This window comes from uncultured Porticoccus sp., assembly GCF_963975625.1.
Taxonomy (GTDB): Bacteria; Pseudomonadota; Gammaproteobacteria; order Pseudomonadales; family Porticoccaceae; genus Porticoccus.
Window position 1 is genome coordinate 68478 of the sequence record NZ_CAXBHS010000007.1, and the last position, 19061, is coordinate 87538.

The following is a 19061-nucleotide window of genomic DNA, read 5'->3' on the forward strand; positions in this document are numbered from 1 at the left end:
GTGTAAAAAAAGGGGGTTGGCTATGTCCGAGGCGGATCGCTACACAGGGAAGGATGTCGAGGTGCTCGGCCGTGAACAGCTGTTTCGTGGCTTTTTCTCGATGATAAAACTGACCCTGCGCCATAAACTGTTCTCCGGCGACTGGTCAGAGCCCATTGTGCGGGAATTATTCGAGCGGGGCAGTTGCGTGGGTGTGCTGCTCTATGATCCACAACATGAACTATTGGCTCTGGCGGAGCAGTTTCGTGTGGGGGCGCTGGAGGGCGCCGAAAGCCCCTGGTTATATGAGGTGGTTGCCGGGATGGTTGAACCGGGTGAACAACTCGAAGAGGTGGCCAGACGCGAGACCCTTGAGGAGGCGGATCTGATTCCCGATCGGCTGCTGCCGATCTGCGATTACTGGGTCAGCCCTGGTAATACCAGCGAGCGCATGTATCTGTTCTGCGCACTGCTGGACTTGAGTGCAGCGGGTGGCATTTACGGGCTGGATCATGAGTCGGAGGATATTAAGCTCCATGTTATGTCGCGGGCCGAGGCTTTTGACCTACTTGATGAAGGCCAGTGCAATAATGCAGCAACAACAATCAGTTTGATGTGGTTGCGCATGAACTATCCACATATTGTGTGACGGGGTACGCCATTTCTGATGCCGGGGAACAAAGCCTCTAAAAATGTGACTGAGTACAGTGATTGCCAAGATGAAAGTACGCTACAAAGTAGACCTGATCGGGTATATGGCCGAATGTGATGCGAATTACATGCGGCTCATGAAGCTATTTCCCGGCATGACGGATGGTGGCGAGCGCAGAATCGGTCTGTGTCACGACGGTGAGCATGTATTGCGGTTGATTGCGCGCGAGCAGACCGCTTACACCACGCTGCTTGAACTGTCTCAGGGCGCCCGGGATGGTGGCAGAGATGGTTGGTTTAAACTGCCGATACTGAAGTTGCGTCTTTATCACGATGCCCGCGTTGCAGAGGTGTTGTCTTGGGAGGGTGTCCGGCAAATCAGGCCTCGTTACGATTATCCCAACCGGCAGATGTATCATCAGGATGAAAAGGCACAATGGAATCGTTTTTTGGGAGAGTGGTTATCCCATTGCCTGAAATATGGTTATCATCTGGAGCCGTTATTCGGCGAAACGCCATACGGATGCGACTGACTGGCTTGCCGTTGCCAGTGAGTATTAAAGGGGAGTCGAATCATCTTGCAGCACAGCACCCGGCACATTGCCCGAATACTGCAATTATCGGATAGCCATCTCGGGCCCGGTCGTGATTTCAAATTGGCGGGCATCAACACTTATCAGAGTCTTGGTCAGGTGCTGAAGGCCCTGCCCGACCAGGATGTGGCGCCTGAGCTGTTGGCGGTGACCGGGGATATTGCCGGTGACGGTGATGAAGCTGCATACCATTTATTCAATGAAGTCATGGCAGAACAACCCCGGTCTTTTGCCTGGCTGCCGGGCAATCACGACGACTTCCCGCTGATGCGCAAAGTACTCCGTCAGCCGTTCAGGCGAGTCGTCGAACTGGGTAACTGGGTGGCAATTTTTCTGGTCAGTGCCCAGGCGGATGAGGTGGGGGGGCACTTGTCTGAGACCGAATTGGCTGAGTTGGCAGACCTGCTGCATCGCTACCGCGATGAGTATGTCCTGTTGTTTATGCACCATATGCCGGTTGAAATCAGCTGCCGGTGGCTCGACAAACACCGGGTTGGCAACCATGGACAACTGGCTGAGCTGGTGGCCAGGTGTCCCGGGGTCAGGGCACTTTTTGCCGGCCATGTACACCAGGCATTTTCGATCTCCTGGCAGGGCGTGGGTGTGCACAGTGCTCCTTCGACCTGTTTTCAGTTTGCCCCGGGCAGTGATGGTTTCGAATTGTCCGAGCAGCCCCCGGGCTATCGCTGGATTGATCTCTACTCGGATGGCCGCCTGAAAACCGGTGAAGGTTTCGTTGCCGGTGTGGAGCAGCAGGTGGACCATCGCTGCAGTGGGTACTGATATTTTCTGATCGTTAGGGCAGTTGGGCATGACCGTCACAGTCTGTCACTGTCCATCGATAGCGTTATAATCCCTCCTCGATTGCTGCTGCAGGCTGTATTTCAATCATGCCCCTCGTCTACATTCATGGTTTCAACAGTTCGCCCGCCTCGCTCAAGGCGCGTCAGACGGCGGCCTGGTTGCAGAAAAACTGTCCGGAGGTCTCTTTTGTCTGCCCGGCGCTTGCCAGCGATCCGGCAAGGGCCATTGCTCAATTACAGCTGGAAGTGGAAAAAGCGGGTGGGCCGGTGGGGTTGGTGGGCAGCTCAATGGGTGGTTACTATGCTACCTGGCTGGCAGAAAAATATCGATTGAAGGCGGTGCTGATAAATCCCGCCGTAAAGCCTTATGACATGATGGTGGATTATCTGGGTGTCAATGCCAATTACCATACCGGCGAGCGCTATCATCTGGAGCAGTGCCATGTGAATGCCGTAAAAGACCTGGAGGTGCCGGTATTGCAGAATCTCGCCAATTACTGGGTACTGCTGCAAACCGGTGACGAGGTGCTGAACTACAGACTGGCCGAGTCCCGATACAACGGCTGCCGAATGACCATTGAGCAGGGTGGTGATCACAGCTTTCAACACTATGAGCGACATCTGCCTGCCATTATCGAATTTTTGGGGTTAGCAACCGGGGTTTCATGAATAAGTATACCGCTGAAGATATTGAAGTTCTCACAGGCCTTGATCCGGTCAGAAAGCGTCCGGGAATGTACACGGATACCACCCGCCCCAACCATCTTGCCCAGGAGGTTATCGACAACAGTGTCGACGAAGCCCTTGCCGGTCACGCCAGCAAGATCGACGTCACGCTCTACCGCGATGGCTCTCTCGCGGTGGCTGACAATGGCCGCGGCATGCCCGTGGATATGCATCCGGAACAGGGCTTGCCGGGGGTGGAAGTGATTCTTGCCACGCTGCACGCGGGAGGCAAATTTTCCAACAAAAATTATCAGTTCTCTGGCGGTCTGCACGGTGTCGGTGTTTCGGTGGTGAATGCATTATCCAGCAAGCTGGAAGTGACGATTCGCCGCGATGGCCAGGTTTATCGCATGGGTTTTGCCGGCGGTGACAAGGTTTCTGATCTGAAAGTGGTGGACAGTTGTGGCCAGCGCAATACCGGTACCGAGCTGCGCTTTTTACCGGATCCGAAATACTTTGATACGGTCAAGTACTCGGTTTCCCGCTTGCGGCATGTGCTGCGAGCCAAAGCGGTGCTCTGTGCTGGGCTGACGGTAAATTTTACCGACGAGAACAGCGGTCAAACCGAAAGCTGGTGTTACGAGGATGGCCTGGCCGATTATCTGCAGGGGACGACCACTGGCTGGGAGGTGCTGCCGATAACCCCCTTCACCGGCAGTTACGCGTCCGAGAGCGAGGCCGTGGACTGGGCGCTGCAGTGGCTGCCTGATGGCGGCGAGTTGACCCAGGAGAGCTACGTTAATCTGATACCCACCACGCAGGGTGGTACTCACGTCAATGGCTTGCGCACTGGCTTGCTGGAGGCTCTGCGGGAATTCTGTGAGTTTCGCAATCTGCTGCCGCGCGGCGTGAAGCTGGCGCCGGATGATATCTGGGACAAATGCTGTTTTGTCCTCTCCTCCAAACTGGCAGACCCACAATTTTCCGGCCAGACCAAAGAGCGCCTTTCCTCTCGCGAAGCGGCGGCATTTGTATCGGGCGTGGTGAAGGATGCGTTCAGTCTGTGGTTGAATCAGCACACGGAAGATGCCGAACAGCTTGCCGAACTCTGTATCAACAACGCCCAGCGGCGACTCAAGGATAGCAAGAAGGTGGCGCGCAAGCGCATTACGGCCGGGCCGGCGCTGCCGGGGAAGCTTGCAGACTGTTCCAGCGACAGCCCCGAGCTGTCGGAACTGTTTCTGGTGGAGGGCGACTCCGCCGGGGGGTCTGCCAAGCAGGCTCGCAACCGAGAGTTTCAGGCGATCATGCCGCTGCGGGGAAAAATTCTTAATACCTGGGAAGTGGACAGTCAGGAAATCCTCGCCTCTCAGGAGGTACACGATATCTCTGTGGCCCTGGGCATAGACCCGTCGAGTGAAGGGTTGGCGACGCTAAGGTACCACAAGATCTGTATTCTCGCCGATGCGGACTCCGACGGTTTGCACATTGCCACCTTATTGTGCGCCCTGTTTGTACGGCACTTCCGGCCACTGGTGGCGGCGGGGCACGTGTATGTGGCCATGCCGCCCCTGTATCGGGTCGATGTGGGCAAAGAGGTTTATTACGCGCTGGATGAAGGGGAAAAAAGAGGCCTGCTGGATCGCATTGAAGCGGAGAAGAAACGAGGGAAAGTCAATGTACAGCGATTCAAGGGGCTGGGTGAAATGAACCCCATCCAGTTGCGTGAGACCACCATGGATCCGGACACCCGCCGGCTCGTTCAACTGACCATTGAAGCCGGTGACGATACCAATAGCCTGCTGGACATGCTGTTGTCGAAGAAGCGGGCGTCAGACCGCAAGGCCTGGCTGGAGCTGAGCGGCAATCTGGCGGATGTCTAGGCCCTGGCCAATGAGTAAGTGCGCGGTATGATTCGACGGAATGTTTCCGGGGAGAAAATTCCATGAAAAAGCTACAGATGTTTCTCCGCTGGAGTCTGATCAGCGTTGCGCTGCTGGTAGTTGTGGTGCTTTCACTGCTGCCGTTTATGATTCGCTGGCAAGGCACTGTCTGGCTTGAGCAGCAAGGGCTGGATGCCGATATCGGTTATGTGGAAATCCGCCCGATGCTGGGCACGGTGCAAGTGAACAACGTCCACATCCAGTCTCCCGACGGTGAGCGATTGATACTCGACCAGCTGTTGTTCGATATTGCCTGGAACCCCCTCTTTGAAAACAGCCTGTACATTGAAGAGGTATCCATTGAAGGGTTGACGCTTGATCTGGCGATGACGCCTTCCGGTCTGCGTGTGGGCGGTATCCCATTGCCCACCGACGAGGCCGCGCCGGATACAGCGGGCCCGCCACTGTTTGAGCGATTGGCGCTGGATCAGTTTCAGCTTCGCGATCTGACATTTTGTTACCTCCCGATGAATGAGCGCGGTGAACAGCAGGCGAACCAGTGTGCCGGGCTGGATGCATTGCGGCTCAGTGACCTCACCATAGCATTGGGTGAGATGCCCTCACTGTCGCTGCCCGGCGTATCACTCCGTGGGCTGCGCTGGTTTGACCGGCTTGACCCCCTGCAACTGGCGGCGGTCGAGTCACTGTCCGTCACCGGTCTGAGCAGTCCCGATATGACTCGCTGGCAGTTGGAGACGGTCAATCTTCAGTCGCTGGCTCTGTTGCCGGGGGACACGCCTGCCGTGCAACTGAATGAGCTGGTGTTGACCGGTTTCAACCTTGCGGAAGATGTGGAACTGAATTCCGTATCGCTTGATGCCCTTGCTGTCGGGCTGGCACTCGACCAGACCAATGGTCTGACATTTGCGCCGGCACTGCTGAAACGCGTGGGCCAGCTCTCGTCCGAGACTGCTTCCCAGGGGGCTGTCGATGCGAGTGGCGAGGCAGACGACAGGCAGATCAAGCTGAAGCAGTTTGCCCTGCGGCAACTCGACATTGCGGCTGACCGACCACTATTGTCTGCCGGCAAACTGCGGTTCAGCGATATGCGGTTGGCAGGTGCAGCGGTGGCGGTGGATACCCTGGCCCTCGGCCATCTCAACCTGCTCCCCGGTGCAGAGGAGGCACTGGCGTTGGACAGTCTTGAGGTGCGGGGGCTTGATGTGAACCGGGATGTCGCTATCGCCGGACTGACGCTGGGCGACCTTCAGGTGCGCCTGGAGACCGGCCCGCAGGGCGCACTGGCATTTGCACCAACGCTGATCAATCAGCTTGCGCTGACGCCGGAAAAAAATGATGGTGTCGCGGAGGGTGTTGAACCGCCAGCGGAGGAACCCGTTGCCATGGGTTTTGAGATGGGTGATCTGCAACTGGGATCGCTGGCCGTTTTCGCCGATCGTGAGTTACTGTCGCTCGATGCGCTCGGTTTGCAACAGTTGAAACTTGCCAGCGATCAGGTCGAGCTGGCCCGGCTGGAGGTGTCCACGGTGGATTTTCTTGCGCCCGCCCCGGGTACCGCCAAGGTGAGTCACTATGTGCAAATCCCCCGGTTATCCCTGGACAACCTAGCAAAAAATTCCGGTACGCTCAGTCTCGGGAAACTCCAGATAGGCGATCCCGAGATCTTTGTGCACCGCAATGCCGATGGCATGCTGTCGATGTTCAGCGAGCTCGCCGTTTTGCTGGGGCAGGATGACGAGCCGGCTGCGGGTGGGTCAGAGGATTCGCAACCCGCCACAGAAAACGCGCCGCCGTTAAAGCTGCAACTGGCGTCTCTGACGATTGGCGAGCAGGGCCGGTTGCACGTATTGGACGAAAGTGTGTCGCCGCCGCTGGATCAACACTTTACTGACGTTGATGTAAGGGTCAGCCATCTTGGCGGTGACAGACCTGATACCTCTGCTGATGTGAATCTGAATATGGCTCTGAATCAGTTTGGTGCGCTGTCCCTGGCAGGCCAGATTGCCCCCTTTGGCGACACCATAAGCACAGATCTCGAAGGGGAGATCAAAGGCATTGATGTGCGCGACATTTCCGGTTACGCAAAAAAATTCAGCGGTTATCACCTCGACCAGGGGCTGGTAGATGTCGACATGAGTGTCGATATTCTTGAAGATACCATTGATGCGGTGGTCACCACCCGCTTCCACAAGCTGCAGGTATCACCGGTGAGCAAAGCCGACCTTGAAGCGGGTGCCGCTGAGCTGGGCGTACCACTGGAGTTCGCCCTGTCATTGTTGCGCGATAAAAATGGCATGATCGAATTGAAGCTGCCGATTAGCGGCAATATCAATTCGCCGACTTTTTCCATCAGGCATATTGTCAACAAGGTCATGTTCAAGGTGATTAAAGAGACGGTGATCAATTATTACCTGCCTTTTGGGCTGGTGGTGAAGACGTTGGTTGGCGACAGCCTGGCCGGGATGGGGTTTGAGCCGGTGGTCTTTGCGCCGGGTACGGCGGCATTGGATGATGCCGGCGAGGCTAATCTCAACCGTCTCTCGGACATGCTGCAAAAACGCCAGCAGCTGCAATTGGTGTTCTGTGCGCCCGCTACCCTGCAGGACTGGGCCGCGCAATTTTCACCGGATGAGCTGGCAAGTCCGCAGTCATCAGAGGAAAATCCCCCGCCTCCCGACATCACGGCAGAGCAATCTGCCGGTTTGGCCGCGCTGGCCAATCAGCGCACCGCAGCCGCCAAGCAGTACCTGATTGATCGGGGTATTGATCAGGGGCAGATGGTCCTCTGTACTGGAAAACTTGATCAGACCAGTACCCTGCGCCCGGAGATGTCCATTACCGTTGGCCAGTAATCCATAACCGCAAACCCGTTGTCACCGCACGAGCAGTAAAATTTATGACAGAGACCACCATCATTAATCCGGCGATTGAACAGATACCGCTGCGCAGCTATACCGAAAAAGCCTACCTTGATTACTCCATGTATGTGATTCTCGATCGGGCATTGCCGCATATCGGTGATGGCCTGAAGCCGGTTCAGCGGCGAATCATTTATGCCATGAGTGAGCTGGGGCTCAAATCCACGGCCAAGCACAAGAAATCCGCCCGCACCGTGGGTGACGTCATCGGTAAATTCCATCCCCACGGGGACAGCGCGGCCTATGAGGCGATGGTATTGATGGCGCAGCCGTTCTCCTACCGCTATCCCCTGGTGGACGGCCAGGGTAACTGGGGTTCATCCGATGACCCAAAATCCTTTGCTGCAATGCGTTATACGGAATCGAAGCTGGCGCATTTTGCCGAGCTGCTGTTGTCGGAGTTGGCTCAGGGTACGGTTGACTGGAAAGCCAATTTTGACGGTACCCTCGATGAGCCCATCACACTGCCGGCACGCGCCCCCCATGTGTTATTGAATGGTACGACCGGTATTGCTGTGGGCATGGCTACAGACATTCCACCGCACAACCTGCGGGAGTTAATCAGTGCCTGCGTACATTTACTGGATCAGCCAGGCGCTACCACGGCGGAATTGTGTGAGCATATACAGGGACCGGATTATCCCACCGAAGCGGAAGTGATTACGCCCCGGGAGGATATCCTGAAAACCTATGAGACCGGCCGGGGCAGCCTGAAAATGCGCGCTGTCTGGCAGTCGGAACAGGGCGATATTATCGTCACCGGCCTGCCTTTTCAGGTATCTGGCGCCCGGGTTCTGGAACAGATTGCCGCCCAGATGCAGGCCAAAAAGTTACCGATGGTTGCGGATTTGCGCGATGAGTCCGATCACGAGAATCCGACCAGGCTGGTGATTGTACCCCGCTCCAACCGGGTTGATCTGGACGGGTTGATGCAGCATTTGTTTGCCACCACGGACCTGGAAAAGAACTATCGGGTTAACCTCAATATGATCGGAGTGGACGGTCGCCCCGAAGTGAAGCCCCTCAATAAAATTCTTACCGAGTGGCTCGCCTACCGCATGGATACCGTGCGCCGTCGGTTGCAGTTCCGGCTGGACAAGGTGGACCACCGGCTGCACCTGCTGGAAGGCCTGTTGATCGCCTTTCTGAATATCGATGAAGTGATTCACATTATTCGCAGTGAGGATGAGCCAAAACCGGTATTGATCCAGCGTTTTAGTCTCAGTGATATCCAGGCAGAGTACATTCTCGATACCAAGCTGCGTCAGTTGGCCCGATTGGAGGAGGTTCGCATACGTGCCGAGCAGGAAGCGCTGGCGGCGGAAAAACTCGAGCTGGAAAAAATTCTCGGTTCTGCAAAGCGTCTCAAGACCCTGGTGCGCAATGAACTGCTGGTCGTGGCCGATGAATTCGGTGATGAACGCCGTTCACCACTGACCCGCCGCGAAGAAGCCAAGGCATTTTCTGAAACCGAACTGCTGGTGTCCGAACCGGTCACGGTGGTGTTATCGGAAAAAGGCTGGATACGCGCTGCCAAAGGCCATGAGGTCGATGGTGCATCACTCAGCTATAAATCCGGCGATCGCTTTCTCTGTGCGGCCAGGGGGCGCAGTAATCAGTCAGTGGTTTTACTGGATTCCACCGGTCGAACCTATTCGCTGGCGGTCCACAACCTGCCCTCGGCGAGGGGGCAGGGTGAGCCCGTCACCGGTCGCCTTAATCCCCCTTCCGGCGCCGGTTTTGTGAGCGTGATAATGGGCGATGATTCGCAACAGGTACTGATGGCCACTGATGCCGGTTACGGTTTTATGGCCAATCTGGCAGACCTGCACAGTAAAAACCGGGCGGGTAAAACGACCCTGACGATTCCCAAGGGTGGTCGGGTCATCAAGCCGGTGGCGATTTCTGACCGTGAAAACAGTCTGGTGGTGGCTGTCAGCAACGAAGGCCGTATGTTGGCGTTTCCACTGGCAGAGCTCCCCCGTTTGGCGCGAGGCAAGGGAAACAAGATCCTCAGTATACCCTCCTCCCGAGTTCAGTCCCGGGAAGAGTTTATGGTGGCGGTGGCGGTCGTGACCCCGGCGCAGCAATTGCTGGTGTTCTCGGGTAAACGTCATCTGAACATCAGGGCCAGCGATCTTGAGCATTATCGCGGAGAGCGCGGCCGCCGTGGCAATAAACTGCCCCGGGGCTTCCAGAAAGTGGACAGGGTGGAGGTGGCCGGTAATGATTAACGCCGGTTTGGTCGCGTTGCTCACTTTGCTGTTTACCGGCTGAGTGATTTTCACTATATTTGAAGTGGTTAGAGCGGGGCTGCTGCCCACCGTATAAATCTCGTCCAGAGGATGAACAGATGGATAATAATAAGGTGTTGCTGGTTATTGCGTCGCTGTTACTGCCACCACTGGCCGTGTTCCTGAAAAAGGGAGCCGGTAAGGATCTGGTGATCAATATTGTGCTCTGCCTGTGCTTCTGGGTGCCGGGTATCCTGCATGCGCTTTGGGTGACGTTGGCCTGAACCGAAGATTGGCAGGGGGGTGACAGGAAGTTCGCATGGCATTCAGTCAATACAAGGTGATGGCAATCAGCGAGGGCGCCCTGGGAACGATTTTTCTCGGTGCCTCCGGCTTTCCCCTGAAAAAAATGGAAACGGTCCTCAACGAGCAGGCGGCTGAGGGCTGGCAGTTGGTTTTCCAGGTGGTGGAAAGCCGTCGTCTCTGGTTGTTCTGGGCACGTGAAACCGTCATCGTTACCCTGGGCAAATAACCGGTGGCTCTCCGCGACGAACAATGCCGGGAGGACCGGCTTCGCAACCGAATTGCGGAACTTCCCGCAGAGCAGCGCAGGGTTTTTCACGGGCGCATGGCGAGGCGTCTCAAAGATCCGGACAGCTATGCGGTGCTGAACTATTTGTTTATCGCCGGGTTGCATCATTTTTACCTCAGGCGCTGGTTTCGCGGTGCAGTCAATCTGGCTGTTTTTCTGGTCGGTCTGGCTTGCCTGCTCACTGGTCAATGGCGCTGGGGGCTTGGCTTGTTACTTTTGATTACGTTGATTGAATTGCCAGCGCTGTTCTGTTCTCAGCGCATTGTATTGCGATATAACAACGACCTGGCTGAATCGCAGTTAGCGGAGACTGGTCACAGTCAGAACTGATTTTTTACTTAATGGAGCGTGTGATGGAAACGATAGGAAATGCCATTATTTTTTATGGCCTGAAGGTTGTTATGGCAGCCGTTATCTTTTTTGTGGGTAAATTTCTGGCTGGCTGGCTGAGGGGCCTGGTAGCCGGTTTGATGAAAAAGAAAGACATGGATGTGGCGATTCAGCAGTTTGTCTCTACGCTGGTTTACTACGCACTTTTGACCTTTGTCTGTATTGCAGCACTGGGTCAGCTGGGTATACACACGGCCTCCCTGGTGGCCGTGGTGGGTGCCGCCGGTCTCGCCGTTGGCCTGGCTTTACAGGGCTCGCTGGCCAATTTTGCCGCCGGTGTACTGATTCTGATTTTTCGTCCCTTTCGTGTTGGAGACTATGTTGAAGTGGCCGGTGTCGGTGGTACGGTGTCGAAAATACTGGTATTTACTACCGAGCTGAACACCCCGGACAACAAGCGGATTGTGATTCCCAATGGCCAGGTGATGAGCGGCACCATTACCAACTACTCCACCCACGATACCCGCCGGGTCGACCTGGTTATCGGTATCAGTTACGGCGATGACATCGACAAGGCCAAGGCGGTGCTGCGTGAAGTGGTCGAAGCGGATGAGCGTGTGCTGGCAGATCCGGCGCCGAATATCGCGGTTACCCAGCTGGCGGACAGCAGTGTCAATCTGATAGTCCGGCCCTGGGTTGCCACGGGTGATTACTGGGGGGTCTACTGGGATCTCACAGAAGCCATCAAGAAACGCTTTGATAAGGAAGAGATTTCCATTCCCTTCCCGCAGCGCGATGTGCACTTGTACCCGGCGGCCGAAAACGCTTGAAGGTCAATGCTCAAGGCCCCTGTGAAGGGGCCTTTTTTGTTCTATAAATAGAGAGGCATATATGGGTATTCTTTCCTGGATCGTACTTGGCCTAGTGGCTGGAATTCTTGCCAAATGGATCATGCCGGGCAGGGATGGTGGTGGGTTTATTCTCACGGTGCTGTTGGGTATTGCCGGCGCTTTTGTCGGTGGCTGGATTGGTTCGCTACTGGGCTTTGGTGGTGCGGGTGGTTTCAGTTTAGCCAGTATTGCTACGGCCACGGTGGGCGCCATTCTGATCTTGTTGCTTTACCGGCAGTTGAGAAAATAGTGAATTCCGACACTTGTAGTGATTGACTGCTCCTCTTTCAATTTTTGCAAGCCCCGGCCCCCAAAAACGCAGCTTTTACCAAGCTGCGTTTTTTTAACGTATCAAATTGGTTGAATAATTGAGGGGTTAGGAGCGTGTTACCGGGCGCGATCAAAGCGTCGTTTGCGACGGTAGGGAAATACATCGACAATTTTGCCGTTGCGAATTTGTTCCTGCAGCCCCCACCAGAATTCCACATCATAGATATCGCTGTGCAGCGCTTGAAAGGCTTCCCGGGCAACGGGATTGCCGGAGAAGAATAACCGGAATTCCTCTGGAAAAATATCGTTGGTGCCCACGGTATACCAGGGGGTGGCAGACATCTCCTCCTCGTCAGTCTTCGGTTGAGGGATGCGCCTGAAGTGACACTCGGTCAATGGGCAGATTTCATCGTAATCGTAAAACACCACCCGGTTGTGGCGGGTGACCCCGAAATTTTTCAGCAGCATGTCACCCGGAAAAATATTTGCCGCCGCCAGTTGTTTGATGGCGTTGCCGTATTCTTCGATGATGTTACAGGTTTGTTGTTCATCAGCCCGCTGCAGGTAGATGTTGAGCGGTGTCATGCGGCGCTCGGTGTAGAGGTGCTTGATGATCAGCCGGTCTCCCTCGAAGGTCAGCAGGGAGGGTGCGACTTTCTGTAACTCGGCGAGCAGTTCGTCGGAGAAGCGATCCACCGGAAATGAAAAATTGGCAAACTCCTGGGTATCGGCCATCCGCCCGATACGGTCGTGCCGGGAGACCATGTTGTACTTTTCCCGCACGATTTCGTGGGTGACCTCCTTGGGTGGATCGAAGCGATCCTTGATGATTTTAAAGACGATATCGTAGGACGGCAGCGTGAATACCGACATCACCATCCCCTTGATGCCCGGTGCAATGACAAACTGATCCTGAGAGTTCCTCAGGTGACTGACAAATTCCCGGTAAAATTCTGTCTTGGCGTGTTTGGGAAAACCGATGGACGTGTAGATTTCGTTGTCGCCCTTGTGGGGCATCAATTGCTTTAAAAAATGCAGATAGAGGTAGGGCAGTGGGGCATCCACCATGAAGTGGGTTCGGGTAAAACTGAACACCACGCTCATCTCTTCCTTGTTGAAAATGGCTGTATCAATAAACAGGCCGCCTTTTTCATTGTTCAGTACGGGCAGCACCAGTGGAAAAAGCCGGTCGCCGTCGATGATGCGACCGACGATATAGGCCGCCTTGCTGCGATAAAACACCGAGTCAAGCGTATCAAATTTCAGTGCCGAAACCGGATTCTTCAGGTGGGGCAGTAGCTGCTCGTTAAATTCCTGCACGATGAAGTTCACATCCCTGGTGAGGTTTTCCGGTGGCGTAGAGAACTCTGCATCCAGCAGAATCTGCTCAAACACGGCGGCGATATCGTCAATACCCTCATAGCGCACGTAAATGCTGTATTCCGCTTCCGGTATCGACGCCATTTGTGAAGACAGTACGTAGATCAGATCATCGTCAATCTTGTCGTGATCATTGATGCAGCCAAATACGGAATTGAAAAAAGTCTCGGCAATTTCGTAATTGGGGAAGTTGAAAACCAGTTGGGTATAGACAGCCTTTGCCTGGCGCCATAATTCCAGATCGGTAATATCCTTATTGGTCACCGTGGCGAGCAGCTCCGATACCTGGCGCACTTTGGTCTTGTAGAGTTCCAGTCGGTCCACGTTGGCGCTCTGCACTGCATGCCAGTCGGCTTTTTCAAAGCGCGCCTTGGCGCCGAGAGTCATATTCAGGTAATCGGCAAAATAGCTGCGGAAGCCATTGAGGATGGTTTTCGACATCCGCCGCGCAGTGCTGTTACGAAAAAACCGGGGGTCCGGAGCGGTCATGGAATCAGTCCAGCTGGGTTATTCATCGAGCTTTAAATCAGCTTTCAGTTCTGCCAGTCGTTGCCGCGACACTTCGCGACTCAACGGCGGTTTCTCCGTTGCTTCCCCTGCGGGATCCGGTAAGGCCAACTGCCGACCCTTGCCAAGTTCGCGACATAGCCGCCGATAATGATCGAGAAACAGGGGGTAGCTGACCGTCTCTGCCTCATGGGCCAACAGGTACCAGCCAGTGGCCAGTCCGGCGTGATAGACCACCGGGTGAGACCAGTGATGAGCCGCTTTTGGAGAGGGCGCATTGCAGGCTTCGAGATACGCACTGCGCGGCGAGGGCAGCCCCGCCGGGTTCTGACAGGCCTCACAACATTGCAGCATGCGATTCAGCGTGGGCAGATAGTCGGATGTTTCGATCACCCGTTTGGCGCCCAGCAGAATCTGATCCCGATCGAAGTGTGCCAATGCGTCCAGCCACAGGCGTTTTGCCTGATTGAGCAGATCGGTATCGGAGTAGGCACTGTAGAACTGGTTGTGAAAGTTCAGCCGAAACAGGGCGAACACCTGATTGATGGTGTCTACCAGATGTTCCGGCAGGGGTTCTGGGCGCTCAGGGGGTCGCCCAGCTGCGGTCACTGAGTTCGTCGACGAGGGTGCGACTCCGCGTACTGCCTGGTCGATCAGATCGTTGTTGTTTTCCATCGCTTGAGTCCTGGGTATGTGTTTGGTGACGCGACCATTCCCGTTTTACCTGCTGCAGGAACTTGGTGTTCCAGGAGCCATAGAGCTGGCCGCTATCTCGCCAGTACAAAACAAATTCCGGTACCAGGCGTTTGGCAAAATCGCGTGGGATATTCGCCAACGTCAGCACCTCAAAAAGCTCTTCCCTGGGCTGCCAGTCCGCCGCCAGTGGGCGGGGCATGGTGTCCTGCTCCATCGTGTGTGTGAATCTGGCCCATTGGCGTTTCACATGCATGATAAAGCGGCTGTTCCAGGTGCTGGAGGATTCGCCCCGCTCCAGCCAGTAGAGGACAAACTCGGGGATGGCGTCCTCGACAAAATTACGGTTGATGGCCGCCTGTTGGGTAAGAATATCCATGGCATCCTGTGAGGGTTGCCAGTCCCGGCTCATAAGCGTGTCCTGACCGCGCTTGGCCGTTTCCGTCTGCTGTGCCCGCCAGAGACGCAGTACATGCTTGATAAATTTTGAGCCCCAGCTGTAGCGCGGCTCGCCACGCTCCGTCCAGTAAGTAATGAACTCCGGCAACTGGTCGGCAATGAACGCCGCTGGAATGTTGTACTGGGCCAGTTGTTGCAGAACGTCATTTTCCGGTCGCCAGTCAGGGGGTATGGGCCGGGTACTTTGGTGTGCCGGGGTTGCCGGAAGTGTGGCGGGAAATTCGCCGTGCTTCGTTGTATTGGTATTGCCGGCACACTGCTCATTAAAGGCAAAGCGCAATAGATTGCCCTCGGTCAGGGGGGGCGATGCTACCAGCAGAATGCCCTTGTCCCGAAGATTGCCGACGACTCGTTGCAGGTCAGCGAGACACCAAAAGGGGGTAAATTTCTGCAGTTGCCCGCTATCGATATTGAGCCACTCGTAGTCGCCCTGCCGTTCGGGCTTGCCATGACACATCAGCTCATTGAGTAATTGCAGTAAAACTGTCTCCTCCAGGCCAATGGTAGCGGCCAGGGAGGGAGAAATAATGAGCGGTTTTTCCGGGAGCAGTGACATGCTGACACTCTATCAGAAAGCGGTGGGCAAGTTTATCGGTCGCATTCGCTCAGAGGTGGTTTTCTATGTGGTTGCCGCATCGTTACAATAGCGCTTCAAAAAAAACAACAAACAGCAAGGTGGCAATGGAATGGTTCCGAAGCAGGTCAGTTTGGTAGGAAGGCGACCAGCAAGCTGGCTTTGTTGTGTCCTGTTGTCGCTCAAATGGCTGCCGGTATTGGCCGCTTCGGTCGAGGGTTATACTGAGGATGATCTGATCGCAGACATTCCGGTGGCTTTGTCTGTCACACGACTGCCCCAGTCAGTGACCGATACCTCCATGGCCGTTTCGGTTGTTGACCGATCCATGATTGAAGCGTCCGGATTTATCGAAATTCCCGATTTGCTGCGCCTTGTGCCGGGCTTTCAGGTCGGACTCAGCTGGCGTGATCACCATGCATCGGTGACCTATCACGGTCAGTCCGACGGTCTCTCGCGGCGTATGCAGGTTTTGCTCGACGGTCGTGTGGTGGTGGGATCACTGTTTGGGCTGGTGGATTGGGATCGGCTGGGAATCACTGTCGATGACATTGAGCGGATAGAGGTGGTTCGCGGTCCGGCGGGTGTTTCCTTCGGCTCCAATGCTTTCGTTGGCGTCATCAATATTGTGACCCAGAAACCCTACCACAATCCCGGCTGGCGGTTCAGCGCAACGACAGGCAGCCGCGACACCAGTCTGCTTGCCGCACGCTATGCCCATAGCGGTGATCAATTGGATTACCGGGCTTCCCTCAGTTACTTCAACACCGATGGCTTCCGCGGTGTCAATGACGAGTCGATCGCTCGTTCCGGTCGCTTTCAGGGGACTTTTCAGGCGACGCCTGAAACTTCCCTGGATTTTCAACTGGGTTACGCCGAGGGCCCCTGGGGTCGTGGCGGCAATGGTGTCTCTGTGGATCCTGTCGGCACCAAGGAAGCCAGCGAGCAATATGGCAGCCTCCGTCTGACCCGCACCACGGACCCTGGCAGTGCCTGGTATCTGCAGTTCGGCTTCAGCTCCGGTGAAGAAAACGATAAATTTTCTGCCGGGCTACTGTCGGACTTACTGGGGGTCGATCCCGCCGATATTGGTGGGGTGATCCCCGGTCAACAGGAACAGGAGGTGATTGGTCGCACCTTTGACTATCAGGTCAACCGGCGCGATATCGAGTTTCAGCAACTGTTAAATGGACAGCGCTACCGGATTGCCTGGGGCCTGGGTTATCGCAAGGATATGGTCAATAGCCTGGAAATCGTCGGCCAAAAAGAGTGGCAGGCCATGGAGACCTATCGGGCGCAGGGTAATATCGAGTACCGGTTGACTGATCAACTGTTGTTGAACGCCGGTGCCATATACGAAAAGAACAACATCAATCCCGGTGAGCTGTCCTGGCGGTTGGGCCTGAACTTCACCCCGATTGAGGGACATATGTTCCGGGTCTCGGTTGCGGAGAGCTGGCGGCAACCATTTCTGGTGGAGAATTTTCACAATATTGCCGTGCGGCTGAACGACGGTACCGAGATCGAAACTGTTCAGATAGCACCGGAGCCGATCGATGCAGAACGGCTGCGCAGTTACGAATTGGGTTATATCGGCAATTGGCTGGATGAGCGGTTGACCGCCGAGGTGAAATTCTACCGCGAAGAGTTTGAAGACGAGATTGAATTTGTCTGGGATCCCGCTTACCCGGAGGTGGCATCAATTTTTAATCAGGGCGCAATCCTAGACATCAATGGCGGCAGTACCGATATCGACGGGTTTGAAACTGGTGCGCGCTGGCTGGCATCCGATCGCACTCGCTTCTGGTTGTCCTATGCTTACGCCGACGCTGATCAGTCCAGTTTGCCGATGGCCTTTCGCAGCCTCTATCAAACGTCAGCGACACCACGCCATACCGCCAGTCTGTTGATGTCCCATGATTTCGGTCGCCACTGGCAGGTGAGTGCCGGTTATTACTATCTCGACGATATGGTCTGGATTCTGTGGGGCTCCGAAACCGATGCCTATCGACGGCTTGATGTGCGGATTGCCCGCCAGTTCCCGCTGCGCAATGCTGACCTGAAGCTGGAATTGATCGGTCAGAACCTCGGTGGCGATTACGTCGAGTTCAAGCAGGCCAACCGTTTTGAAACGCGGACATTTTTGCGTGCCACACTGCAGTTTCACTGATATCCCCACGGTCAAACCCCCTGATCGGGGGGTATCACATGGTAGACTGAAAAGCATTTTCGGGAGATTGTTACTTGGCCAGAAAGAAAACCACCGCCTATGTTTGTAACGACTGTGGTGCGGATTACACCAAATGGCAGGGGCAGTGCCCCGACTGCGGTGCATGGAATACGTTGACTGAAGTGCGTCTCGGCGCTGTTGTCACCTCGGGTAGCCGCAGTGGCGGTGGCTTTGCCGGGGCTGCCGACGGTGTGGTGAACACGCTGGCGGAAATCGATCTGGCCGATATTCCCCGTATCAGCGCGGGTAGTCAGGAGCTGGATCTGGTGCTGGGTGGTGGGCTGGTGCCCGGATCCTGCATTCTGGTGGGTGGCGAGCCGGGCGCGGGCAAAAGCACCTTGCTGCTGCAAACCCTCTGCAAACTGGCGGAGAGTCAGGTGGCGCTCTATGTCACCGGTGAAGAATCCCCGCAACAGGTCGCCATGCGGGCCCATCGCCTGGGTCTGCCGGTCAACCGGTTGCAGATCATGGCGGAAACCTCCGTGGAAACGGTCTGTGCCACTGCCGCGCGAGTGCAACCGAAGATCCTGGTGGTTGATTCCATTCAAGTCATGCAGCTTGAAGAAATCTCCTCGGCCCCCGGCAGCGTTTCGCAGGTGCGGGAATGTGCCGCGATGCTGGTTCGCTACGCGAAACAGACGGGCACAGTGCTGTTGCTGGTGGGTCATGTCACCAAGGATGGCAGTCTGGCCGGTCCCAAGGTATTGGAACACATGATCGATTGCTCGCTGATGTTAGAGGGGACCAGCGACAGTCATTTTCGCACCCTGCGCAGTCACAAAAATCGTTTCGGTGCGGTCAATGAGTTGGGCGTGTTTGCCATGACCGACAAGGGGCTGCGCGAAGTGGCAAACCCGTCTGCCATCTTTTTACAACGGGGTGATGAGGTGGCTTCCGGCAGCGTGGTCATTGTGGTCTGGGAGGGCACCCGGCCCCTGTTGGTGGAGCTGCAGGCGCTGGTGGATGACAGTCACCTGAGCAATCCGAGGCGCGTGACCGTGGGGCTGGAGCACAATCGCCTGGCGATGCTGCTGGCGGTGTTGCACCGTCACGGCGGAATCATGGTCGGTGATCAGGACGTCTTTGTGAATGTGGTGGGTGGTGTCAAGGTATTGGAGACCAGTGCCGATCTGGCGCTGATCCTGGCGGTTATTTCCAGCTTCCGCGACCATCCGCTGCCCCGCGATCTGGTGGTCTTCGGTGAGGTGGGGCTGTCCGGTGAGATCAGGCCGGTGCAAAACGGTCAGGAACGACTGCGAGAGGCCGCCAAACACGGCTTCACGCGAGCGATTATTCCCTTTGGCAATGCCCCTCGCCAGCCGATTAGGGGGATGGAGGTGATACCGGTGCGCAAGCTGACCGATGCGCTGGATGCCCTTGGCTAATGC

The 19061-nt window shown here is 55.7% G+C and carries 17 protein-coding genes; 14 read left to right on the forward strand and 3 right to left on the reverse strand.

Annotated elements, in window-relative coordinates; genetic code table 11:
• The first annotated feature begins 22 nt into the window (after positions 1-22).
• From AACZ64_RS07925 to AACZ64_RS07980, 12 genes are all read left to right on the forward strand, one after another.
• Complete coding sequence (locus AACZ64_RS07925; RefSeq protein WP_293615070.1) at positions 23-628, forward strand: NUDIX domain-containing protein; 606 nt, start codon at positions 23-25, stop codon at positions 626-628.
• A gap of 70 nt (positions 629-698) precedes the next feature.
• Positions 699-1163 carry a DUF1249 domain-containing protein gene (locus AACZ64_RS07930; RefSeq protein ID WP_293615071.1) on the forward strand — a complete coding sequence of 155 codons (465 nt, stop codon included), beginning with the start codon at positions 699-701 and terminating at the stop codon, positions 1161-1163.
• A 45-nt stretch (positions 1164-1208) separates the two neighbouring features.
• Positions 1209-2006 (forward strand): phosphodiesterase, encoded by a 798-nt coding sequence (locus tag AACZ64_RS07935; RefSeq protein WP_293615072.1) that lies wholly within the window; start codon positions 1209-1211, stop codon positions 2004-2006.
• Positions 2007-2113: 107 nt separating this feature from the next.
• Positions 2114-2695 (forward strand): YqiA/YcfP family alpha/beta fold hydrolase, encoded by a 582-nt coding sequence (locus AACZ64_RS07940; RefSeq protein ID WP_293615073.1) that lies wholly within the window; start codon positions 2114-2116, stop codon positions 2693-2695.
• Positions 2692-4575: a DNA topoisomerase IV subunit B gene (gene parE / locus AACZ64_RS07945; protein WP_293615074.1), complete on the forward strand. Its 1884-nt coding sequence runs from the start codon at positions 2692-2694 to the stop codon at positions 4573-4575. The genes AACZ64_RS07940 and parE overlap by 4 nt, the downstream gene beginning before the upstream one ends.
• A gap of 62 nt (positions 4576-4637) precedes the next feature.
• Entirely contained in the window at positions 4638-7448 is a 2811-nt protein-coding gene (locus tag AACZ64_RS07950; RefSeq protein WP_293615076.1) for a DUF748 domain-containing protein, read from the forward strand.
• 44 nt (positions 7449-7492) lie between these two features.
• The gene (gene parC / locus AACZ64_RS07955; protein ID WP_293615077.1) at positions 7493-9748 is read left to right on the forward strand and encodes a DNA topoisomerase IV subunit A; all 2256 of its coding nucleotides are present in this window, start codon (positions 7493-7495) and stop codon (positions 9746-9748) included.
• A gap of 119 nt (positions 9749-9867) precedes the next feature.
• A complete protein-coding gene (locus AACZ64_RS07960) occupies positions 9868-10032 on the forward strand; it encodes a YqaE/Pmp3 family membrane protein (RefSeq protein WP_036859114.1) in 165 nt (54 codons plus the stop codon).
• A gap of 35 nt (positions 10033-10067) precedes the next feature.
• Entirely contained in the window at positions 10068-10280 is a 213-nt protein-coding gene (locus tag AACZ64_RS07965; protein WP_293615078.1) for a DUF4177 domain-containing protein, read from the forward strand.
• A gap of 3 nt (positions 10281-10283) precedes the next feature.
• Entirely contained in the window at positions 10284-10670 is a 387-nt protein-coding gene (locus AACZ64_RS07970) for a TM2 domain-containing protein (RefSeq protein WP_293615079.1), read from the forward strand.
• Between the two features lie 23 nt (positions 10671-10693).
• Positions 10694-11500, forward strand: coding sequence for a mechanosensitive ion channel domain-containing protein (locus AACZ64_RS07975; RefSeq protein ID WP_293615080.1), 807 nt, complete (start codon positions 10694-10696; stop codon positions 11498-11500).
• A 61-nt stretch (positions 11501-11561) separates the two neighbouring features.
• The gene (locus AACZ64_RS07980) at positions 11562-11810 is read left to right on the forward strand and encodes a GlsB/YeaQ/YmgE family stress response membrane protein (protein WP_293615081.1); all 249 of its coding nucleotides are present in this window, start codon (positions 11562-11564) and stop codon (positions 11808-11810) included.
• A gap of 137 nt (positions 11811-11947) precedes the next feature.
• Here the strand turns inward: AACZ64_RS07980 and aceK are convergent, their stop codons facing one another.
• The 3 genes from aceK to AACZ64_RS07995 are packed head-to-tail and all read right to left on the reverse strand — an operon-like array spanning position 11948 to position 15425.
• Entirely contained in the window at positions 11948-13699 is a 1752-nt protein-coding gene (gene aceK, locus AACZ64_RS07985; protein ID WP_293615082.1) for a bifunctional isocitrate dehydrogenase kinase/phosphatase, read from the reverse strand.
• Positions 13700-13717: 18 nt separating this feature from the next.
• Positions 13718-14392 carry a replication protein P gene (locus AACZ64_RS07990; RefSeq protein WP_339639861.1) on the reverse strand — a complete coding sequence of 225 codons (675 nt, stop codon included), beginning with the start codon at positions 14390-14392 and terminating at the stop codon, positions 13718-13720.
• A complete protein-coding gene (locus tag AACZ64_RS07995; RefSeq protein WP_293615084.1) occupies positions 14301-15425 on the reverse strand; it encodes a DnaT-like ssDNA-binding domain-containing protein in 1125 nt (374 codons plus the stop codon). Before AACZ64_RS07995 ends, AACZ64_RS07990 begins: the two co-directional genes overlap by 92 nt.
• Before the next feature lie 130 nt (positions 15426-15555).
• Here AACZ64_RS07995 and AACZ64_RS08000 point away from each other — a divergent pair, with 130 nt between their 5' ends.
• Both AACZ64_RS08000 and radA read left to right on the forward strand, forming a co-directional pair.
• Entirely contained in the window at positions 15556-17613 is a 2058-nt protein-coding gene (locus tag AACZ64_RS08000; RefSeq protein WP_293615086.1) for a TonB-dependent receptor, read from the forward strand.
• A 74-nt stretch (positions 17614-17687) separates the two neighbouring features.
• Complete coding sequence (radA, locus tag AACZ64_RS08005) at positions 17688-19058, forward strand: DNA repair protein RadA (RefSeq protein WP_293615087.1); 1371 nt, start codon at positions 17688-17690, stop codon at positions 19056-19058.
• Positions 19059-19061: the final 3 nt, after the last annotated feature.

Excerpts from the sequence above, each read along its gene's own strand:
- AACZ64_RS07925 (WP_293615070.1), top strand. The coding sequence starts at position 23 with ATGTCCGAGGCGGATCGCTACACAGGGAAGGATGTCGAGGTGCTCGGC.
- AACZ64_RS07930 (WP_293615071.1), top strand. The coding sequence starts at position 699 with ATGAAAGTACGCTACAAAGTAGACCTGATCGGGTATATGGCCGAATGT.
- AACZ64_RS07940 (WP_293615073.1), top strand. The coding sequence starts at position 2,114 with ATGCCCCTCGTCTACATTCATGGTTTCAACAGTTCGCCCGCCTCGCTC.
- parE (WP_293615074.1), top strand. The coding sequence starts at position 2,692 with ATGAATAAGTATACCGCTGAAGATATTGAAGTTCTCACAGGCCTTGAT.
- AACZ64_RS07950 (WP_293615076.1), top strand. The coding sequence starts at position 4,638 with ATGAAAAAGCTACAGATGTTTCTCCGCTGGAGTCTGATCAGCGTTGCG.
- parC (WP_293615077.1), top strand. The coding sequence starts at position 7,493 with ATGACAGAGACCACCATCATTAATCCGGCGATTGAACAGATACCGCTG.
- AACZ64_RS07960 (WP_036859114.1), top strand. The coding sequence starts at position 9,868 with ATGGATAATAATAAGGTGTTGCTGGTTATTGCGTCGCTGTTACTGCCA.
- AACZ64_RS07965 (WP_293615078.1), top strand. The coding sequence starts at position 10,068 with ATGGCATTCAGTCAATACAAGGTGATGGCAATCAGCGAGGGCGCCCTG.
- AACZ64_RS07975 (WP_293615080.1), top strand. The coding sequence starts at position 10,694 with ATGGAAACGATAGGAAATGCCATTATTTTTTATGGCCTGAAGGTTGTT.
- AACZ64_RS07980 (WP_293615081.1), top strand. The coding sequence starts at position 11,562 with ATGGGTATTCTTTCCTGGATCGTACTTGGCCTAGTGGCTGGAATTCTT.
- aceK (WP_293615082.1), bottom strand. The coding sequence starts at position 13,699 with ATGACCGCTCCGGACCCCCGGTTTTTTCGTAACAGCACTGCGCGGCGG.
- AACZ64_RS07990 (WP_339639861.1), bottom strand. The coding sequence starts at position 14,392 with ATGGAAAACAACAACGATCTGATCGACCAGGCAGTACGCGGAGTCGCA.
- AACZ64_RS07995 (WP_293615084.1), bottom strand. The coding sequence starts at position 15,425 with ATGTCACTGCTCCCGGAAAAACCGCTCATTATTTCTCCCTCCCTGGCC.
- AACZ64_RS08000 (WP_293615086.1), top strand. The coding sequence starts at position 15,556 with ATGGTTCCGAAGCAGGTCAGTTTGGTAGGAAGGCGACCAGCAAGCTGG.